Raw genomic sequence first — 6,868 nt, 5'->3', positions numbered from 1 at the left:
TGTGGCGCGCCACATAACCGTTCAATGGCGCGCTTTACGTCTTCCGGTCGAAACGGGCTGATCGTATTCGTATCGTCTGGTGGGACGGCAGCGGGGTCTGTCTCTATTCGAAAACCTTGGAAGATCAAGGCTTCTGCTGGCCGGGCATATCGGCGGCACGGATACGTCTGGACCATTCTCAACTGATGGCGTTGCTGTCTGGAATGGATTGGAAGAAGATCCGTCCGACGAAGGTCAGGCGACCCTCGTTGACGGGCTGACAGCGGCTGCGGCAAGATGAATCATGCCGCTGTAATGGTTGGGAAAACGGCTGTTTTTGTGCTCTACTCATTGCCATGGATTTGCCTCCTCGCGACCTGCCGGACGACGTTGACGCGCTGAAAGCGATGGTCCTTGCGATGGCGCGCGAACAGGCTGCGAAAGAAGCCCGACTGAAAGCCGCTGAAGTTGAGATCGCCCGGTTGGAGGCGGTAGAGAAGAGCGCCAACGAGCGGATTGCCCACCTCACATCGATCCTGAAGGTTCTGCAGCGTACCCAACATGGCACCCGTTCCGAGCGACTGCGCCTTGGTGTCAATGACGAGCAGGTGTCCTTTGCCTTCGAGGAAGTCGAGACCGGCCTTTCGGCAATCCAGAGCGAGTTTGATCACGCGGCCAAGGACAAGCCGAAACGGGCAGCACGTCCGCGCAAGGGTTTTGCCGCTCATCTCGAACGCATCGAGGAAGTGATCGAGCCGGAGATCCCTGCTGAATACGTGGGCTTGGAAAAGGTCCTGATCGGTGAGGACCGCTCCGAACGGCTGGATGTCGTGCCGCCGAAGTTCCGGGTCATCGTGACGCGCCGCCCCAAATACAGCTTCCGCGGCCACGATGGCGTGCTCCAGGCTTTGGCACCGGCGCACATCGTCGAAAGCGGCCTGCCGACGGAGCGGCTGCTCGCCTATATCGCCGTCTCCAAATACGCCGACGGCCTTCCGCTTTACCGGCAGGAGGCAATCTATCTACGCGACGGGGTCGAGATCAGCCGATCGTTGATGGCCCAGTGGATGGGGCATCTGGGCTTCGAACTTCAGATTTGCGCCGATTACATCCTTGAGCGCGTCAAGGAGGGTGAAAGGATCTTCGCCGACGAAACGACCTTACCCACTTTTGCGCCCGGTTCGGGGAAAGCGACGAAGGCCTGGCTTTGGGCTTATGCTCGCGATGATAGACCCTATGGCGGAACCAGCCCGCCAATGGTGGCCTATCGGTTTGAGGACAGTAGGGGCGCTGACTGCGTGGTGCGTCATCTCGCCGGATTCAGCGGCATTCTGCAAGTTGACGGCTACTCGGCTTATACCAGTCTCGCCAAGACGCGTGCCATGGCCGGCAGCAATGAAACGATCCGGCTCGCAGGATGCTGGGCGCATCTTCGCCGCAAGTTTTACGACCTCCACATCAGTGGTGTCTCAAAGGCTGCAACGGACACGATCATCGCAATGACCGAGCTGTGGCGCATCGAGGATGAGGTCCGCGGTCGGGATGCCGCCAGCCGCTCCATGTTGCGTCAGGAAAAATCTGCAACCATCGTCTCCAAACTCTTTGATCTTTGGGAAAAAGAACTGGGCAAGGTCTCTGGCAAGTCCAAGACCGCCGAAGCAATCCGTTACGCGCTTACCCGGCGCGAAGCACTGGAGCGCTTCCTGACGGACGGACGGACCGAAATTGACTCCAATATCGTCGAGCGCGCGATCCGGCCCCAAACAATTACGAGAAAGAACAGTCTATTCGCCGGCAGCGAGGGCGGTGGACGGACTTGGGCGACGTTGGCCACGCTTCTCCAGACGGCCAAAATGAACAACGTCGATCCGCTCGATTGGCTTTCCCAGACCTTGACCCGCATCGCGAAAGGCTGGCCAGTCTCCGAGCTCGAGGCGCTTATCCCATGGAACTTCAAGCCTGACGCCATCGGCTAACCGCTTACAATCAAACTTACACGTGTGGCGAAATACCTGACATGAGTTGCTGCAGAGATCTTCGCTTGAAGCGACCACAAACGCAGTTGGTATCTCGGAGAAATCTGATGAGCTCAATAAATAATCTTGTGAGCGGGCTATTAAGAGCCGCAAATGAAGTCCAAGGAACAAGAAGCTTCGACCAGATTAAGATGACAAACGAGCAATTAAGTTCATCCGGGATCTTCGTGAACAACTCGGACTATCCGAAAATGCTGCTGGTCATGACGATCTGATAGATCTACAGCGACTGGTTAACGCTATCGATAATCTGCCAGTCGCTCAGGCGGAAGTGCGGGAAGGATTTCTTAAATCTGCAGAAACGATCAAAAGTCTTCATATTATCCAGCATTGAAAGGTCGAACCTCGTCTCATAGATGAAGAGTTGCACCGCGAAGAGCAGCTGGACACGCTAGATCATATACGGGGGGCGGTGCGTGTTTTAAACCTGATAATCCGGCAGGGAAACAAATTCGAGATGTCAGTCGACGTAAAGATCATCACCATGCAAACCGCTGGAGGTGAAATGCCGCAGATCAGTGTCGCCTGCAACGAACGGGATAAATCTGACAAGACCTTAAACGGCAACCTATTGGAACCGGTATCGATACGAAAGGTCCCGAAGCGATCTTTTTAGTGGATTGGCGGCCATTGTTTTATGCTGAGGAGAACAAAGCATGGTCTGCATAAAATGCGAATTCCCTGTCCCTCTTGGAGCGCAAGTTTATCCGCGTTGTGGGACAAAGTAACCAACAACAGAAAAGACCCGCAGCAACGTACTGCGGATAATTCTGGTTGTCGTCTTATCGATCATCATAATTGGACTCTATTCAATGTGGCGTCTGTATTAACCAAGCAGCCGACGCAGGTCCTTTGAACCTCGGCCTGCGGTAATGTGGACTAAGCGCGTGCCGACGCGCGATCATTGAATGAAAGGACGGAACCGACAGAACACGATATCCGCTACCGCAATGTCCGGTCTCCTGGCACCGCTGTTTCGGATCGGAGTTTCACGGATGGATTTTCATCCTCGCCGGCATCATTGTTCTCGTCCCAGTCACCTTCGCCCAATTCATCCATACGGTGCTTGATCGCAAGCGCATAGATCGTATTCAGGACATTCCAATCAGTAAGATGCGCATCAGTCAGGGCAAGCAGTGCAGCCCGAACAATCTTTTTGCTCGATGCCTTGGGGCAACGCTTCACAACAAAGTCGAAAAGCGCTTTATCAGATAGCCCGTCTGTCGCTCCATCCACCAACGCTTGGTAGATCTTCTTATGTTTGGCATTCATGGGCGAAACTCCTGGTCACACTCGCTGGAAGCTGATGACAAGCATCGAAAGCTCGTTCTGTCGAAGATACCTTGTCAATGGCCGGCGAGCGCTCAATTCGGCAATAATCAATGTCTATCGAGTTTTGAGAGCCTTTCGATAAGGTCATCTCTTTTGAAATGTGTAAAGCTTCAGTTGGTTAAACGTCGTCATTGGAAGCATCCTGCTTCAGGCAGCGTTGCGAAGGCCGAAGCGTTGCTTAAATAGTCATGCTTCAGGCCATGGCTAATGCCGTTACGGAAGCCGGCGCCTGTCTGATGCGCGTTTTAAAAGCGTTCCGTTTCGGTTAACTCCGCATCCGAGTCAGTCTCCGCCGGTTCTGATCCCGTTAAGAGCTGAGCGCAGGTCCGTCTGGGGCAGCCGAGCGGAAAGAAGAAAGGCGTCCCTCAGTCGACCGGCATTGGGGACGCCAGATACATATCCTGGTGAGGATACCAAGAAGTTATGTCCTTACGCTGTCGGCCGTCTATGACGTAAGCTTAAGGGTGCCATCCCATAATGATGAAGTTTTTCATCGATCAGAGGCGACAAAGTGAGGGAGCCAAACGAGGCGCTTCAGCAGGAGCGCCTAAGCTAACGGAGGATCAAACACGACCCTAGACAGAGAGCGCCGCGCTGCAGCTTTCGGCGATGTCGCTGTCGATCGATGTTTGCCCGGGCATGGATGCCCACCCGCCCGCTTCAATGAATTGACGCTTTTTGTAGCTATCTGAAAGAGCCTTAAACTCGGTCAGCTTTCCCGTCGCGTCTGGGGCAGCCTTGAAGCGTTCGACGCATATGGCTGAGGCAAGCTCTCCACGGGCCGTCTTGCCCGCAGCCGTCGCTGCCTGTAGTGAGGATCCGCTACTTACCCAGCCGCCCAAGTTAAAGCCGACGACGATGGTCGCGACCGCCGTCATCGCACATGCCCACACAAGAATCGCCTTGGAGGGCTGATACGAATTGAAACGCTCGAATATTGATGTCTTGCTGTTCTGTACGGCCATCGGATTCTCCTCATACAGGGGGTCACTGATCCAAATTTTAGAATAAGTGTTACATCATTCCGCCCATGTCAGGCATGCCGGCGCTTGCGCTGTCCTTTCTAGGAAGGTCCGCAATCATGACTTCTGTTGTCACGAGAAGGCCGGCAACGGAAGCCGCATTCTGCAGGGCTGTGCGTACCACCTTGACCGGATCAACGATACCCATGGCGATCATGTCGCCGAACTCAGACGTCTGGGCGTTGTAACCGAAATTGTCGGTGTTACTTTCCAGGATCCGGCCGACCACGATCGAGCCTTCGTCACCAGCATTTTCGGCAATCTGGCGTACCAGCGACTGCAAGGCCTTGCGGATGATGGCGATGCCGGCATTCTGATCGTCGTTTTCCCCCTTGATATTAAGGACGATCGAGGCGCGCAGCAGAGCGGTGCCACCGCCGGGAACGATGCCTTCTTCGACAGCCGCCCGGGTCGCGTTCAGCGCGTCGTCGATGCGGTCCTTCTTTTCCTTGACTTCGATTTCCGTCGAACCGCCGACACGAATTACGGCGACACCGCCGGACAACTTGGCAAGTCGCTCCTGCAGCTTTTCGTTATCGTAGTCAGAAGTGGTTTCTTCAATTTGCGCCTTGATCTGGGCCACACGGCCGTCGATATTCCCCTTCGTGCCAGCGCCATCGACGACGGTCGTCGCTTCCTTGGTGATCGAGAGCTTCTTGGCGCGGCCAAGCATGTCAAGCGTGACGGTTTCCAGCTTGATACCGAGATCCTCGGAGATCACGGTGCCACCGGTCAGAATGGCAAGATCTTCGAGCATCGCCTTGCGACGGTCACCGAAACCCGGAGCCTTGACGGCAGCGATCTTCAGGCCACCGCGCAGCTTGTTGACAACAAGCGTCGCAAGCGCTTCGCCTTCGACGTCCTCGGAGATGATCAGGAGTGGTTTGCCAGTCTGGACGACAGCTTCGAGGATCGGCAGCATAGCCTGGAGATTGGAAAGCTTCTTCTCGTGCAGCAACACGTAGGCATCTTCCAGCTCAGCGACCATCTTTTCGGCATTGGTGACGAAATAGGGGCTGAGATATCCGCGGTCGAACTGCATGCCTTCGACAACTTCGAGTTCGGTCTCGGCGGTTTTGGCTTCCTCGACGGTGATCACACCCTCATTGCCGACCTTCTGCATCGCATCGGCGATATATTGACCAATCTCCTTTTCGCCATTCGCCGAAATAGTACCGACCTGGGCGATTTCCTCTGATGTGTTGATCTTTTTGGCCTTGGCCAGCAGGTCCTCGACGACGGCTGCGACGGCAAGGTCGATGCCGCGCTTCAGATCCATCGGGTTCATGCCAGCCGCAACGGCCTTGCTGCCTTCGCGAACGATAGCTTGAGCAAGAACGGTTGCAGTGGTTGTGCCGTCGCCGGCAACATCGTTGGTTTTTGATGCCACTTCGCGCACCATTTGGGCGCCCATGTTCTCAAGTTTGTCGTCGAGTTCGATTTCCTTGGCGACGGTGACGCCGTCCTTGGTGATGCGCGGCGCGCCGTAGGACTTGTCGATCACCACGTTGCGGCCCTTAGGCCCCAGCGTCACCTTGACCGCGTCGGCAAGAACATCGACGCCACGCAGCAGCTTTTCGCGCGCATCACGGCCGAATATGATTTGTTTGGCAGACATTGAAACACTCCCGGGCTCGTCGCCCTGTGGACTTCATGAAAACGAGAAAGCAATGTGATCGAAAGTCAGGCGACCACGCCCATGACGTCAGCTTCCTTCATGATCAACAGGTCCTCGCCGTTGAACTTGATCTCGGTGCCGGACCACTTTCCGAATATGATGCGGTCGCCGACTTTCACATCAAGCGGGTTGAGGTTGCCACTTTCGTCGCGGGTACCGGACCCCACGGCAACGATTTCGCCTTCAGCTGGCTTTTCCTTGGCCGTGTCTGGAATGATAATCCCGCCCTTGGTTTTATCTTTGGCCTCGATGCGACGCACGACGACCCGGTCGTGCAACGGCCGGAAAACAGTAGTTAACATTTTTGGGATCCTTCGACGGGAGCGAAACCCAATGGCCGTTCCCGATAATGTACGTTAGCAGTCTAATGATGAGAGTGCCAGAGAATTCGTATCTGGCGGCCAGCCGAGATGAAGTAACGCGCGGCACGACCGAACTCGACGGAGTTATCGTATTCGTTCCGACCTGAATATTGTGGAATCATATGCGGCAACTCCGCGCCAGCCATAACAGCGAACGCGACGAGGAAGGTCGTCCCTCCTTTAATGAAGCGATCTCCATGAATGACCCATTGCGAACGGCGGTGAGTAGACCGGCGACGGGGCTATCCTGATGGCTTTTCGGTGCCCATGGCCCGAGATCAAGACCCCATGGCTTGGGAATTGTTCTCACACTGGCGCGGTCGATTGTCATGGTTGTACTCCAATGAAAGAACTCAAGGGGCAGAACACCACCATTTGGCGGCTTTTCCTTGGGTTCGGTTATGTTTTGACCGGCAATCGCGCCGATCGGCAAAGTTCTTCTTTCCGCCGGACAGATTG

Annotated in this window: 7 protein-coding genes and 1 pseudogene; 3 read left to right on the top strand and 5 right to left on the bottom strand. The window is 55.3% G+C overall.

Annotation, left to right across the window (positions count from 1 at the left end; genetic code table 11):
• The first annotated feature begins 65 nt into the window (after positions 1-65).
• From tnpB to VQ830_RS28410, 3 genes are all read left to right on the top strand, one after another.
• Complete coding sequence (tnpB, locus tag VQ830_RS28940; protein WP_438618915.1) at positions 66-260, top strand: IS66 family insertion sequence element accessory protein TnpB; 195 nt, start codon at positions 66-68, stop codon at positions 258-260.
• Positions 261-335: 75 nt separating this feature from the next.
• Complete coding sequence (tnpC, locus tag VQ830_RS28415; RefSeq protein WP_337271498.1) at positions 336-1,955, top strand: IS66 family transposase; 1,620 nt, start codon at positions 336-338, stop codon at positions 1,953-1,955.
• Positions 1,956-2,062: 107 nt separating this feature from the next.
• A complete protein-coding gene (locus VQ830_RS28410) occupies positions 2,063-2,230 on the top strand; it encodes a hypothetical protein (RefSeq protein WP_337271497.1) in 168 nt (55 codons plus the stop codon).
• A 727-nt stretch (positions 2,231-2,957) separates the two neighbouring features.
• Here the strand turns inward: VQ830_RS28410 and VQ830_RS28405 are convergent.
• The 5 genes and pseudogenes from VQ830_RS28405 to VQ830_RS28385 form a co-directional block, all read right to left on the bottom strand.
• The gene (locus VQ830_RS28405; protein ID WP_337271496.1) at positions 2,958-3,287 is read right to left on the bottom strand and encodes a hypothetical protein; all 330 of its coding nucleotides are present in this window, start codon (positions 3,285-3,287) and stop codon (positions 2,958-2,960) included.
• 635 nt (positions 3,288-3,922) lie between these two features.
• Complete coding sequence (locus VQ830_RS28400; RefSeq protein WP_337271495.1) at positions 3,923-4,312, bottom strand: hypothetical protein; 390 nt, start codon at positions 4,310-4,312, stop codon at positions 3,923-3,925.
• Between the two features lie 49 nt (positions 4,313-4,361).
• Positions 4,362-5,987, bottom strand: coding sequence for a chaperonin GroEL (groL, locus tag VQ830_RS28395; protein WP_337271494.1), 1,626 nt, complete (start codon positions 5,985-5,987; stop codon positions 4,362-4,364).
• 65 nt (positions 5,988-6,052) lie between these two features.
• On the bottom strand, positions 6,053-6,349 hold the full coding sequence (locus VQ830_RS28390; RefSeq protein WP_337271493.1) for a co-chaperone GroES: 297 nt from the start codon (positions 6,347-6,349) through the stop codon (positions 6,053-6,055).
• A 178-nt stretch (positions 6,350-6,527) separates the two neighbouring features.
• Positions 6,528-6,868: pseudogene (locus VQ830_RS28385) on the bottom strand (hypothetical protein); the annotation flags it as partial.

It is taken from the genome of Oryzifoliimicrobium ureilyticum (assembly GCF_037199735.1).
GTDB lineage: Bacteria > Pseudomonadota > Alphaproteobacteria > Rhizobiales > Rhizobiaceae > Rhizobium > Rhizobium ureilyticus.
This window is presented reverse-complemented; position numbering and strand designations above follow the sequence as displayed.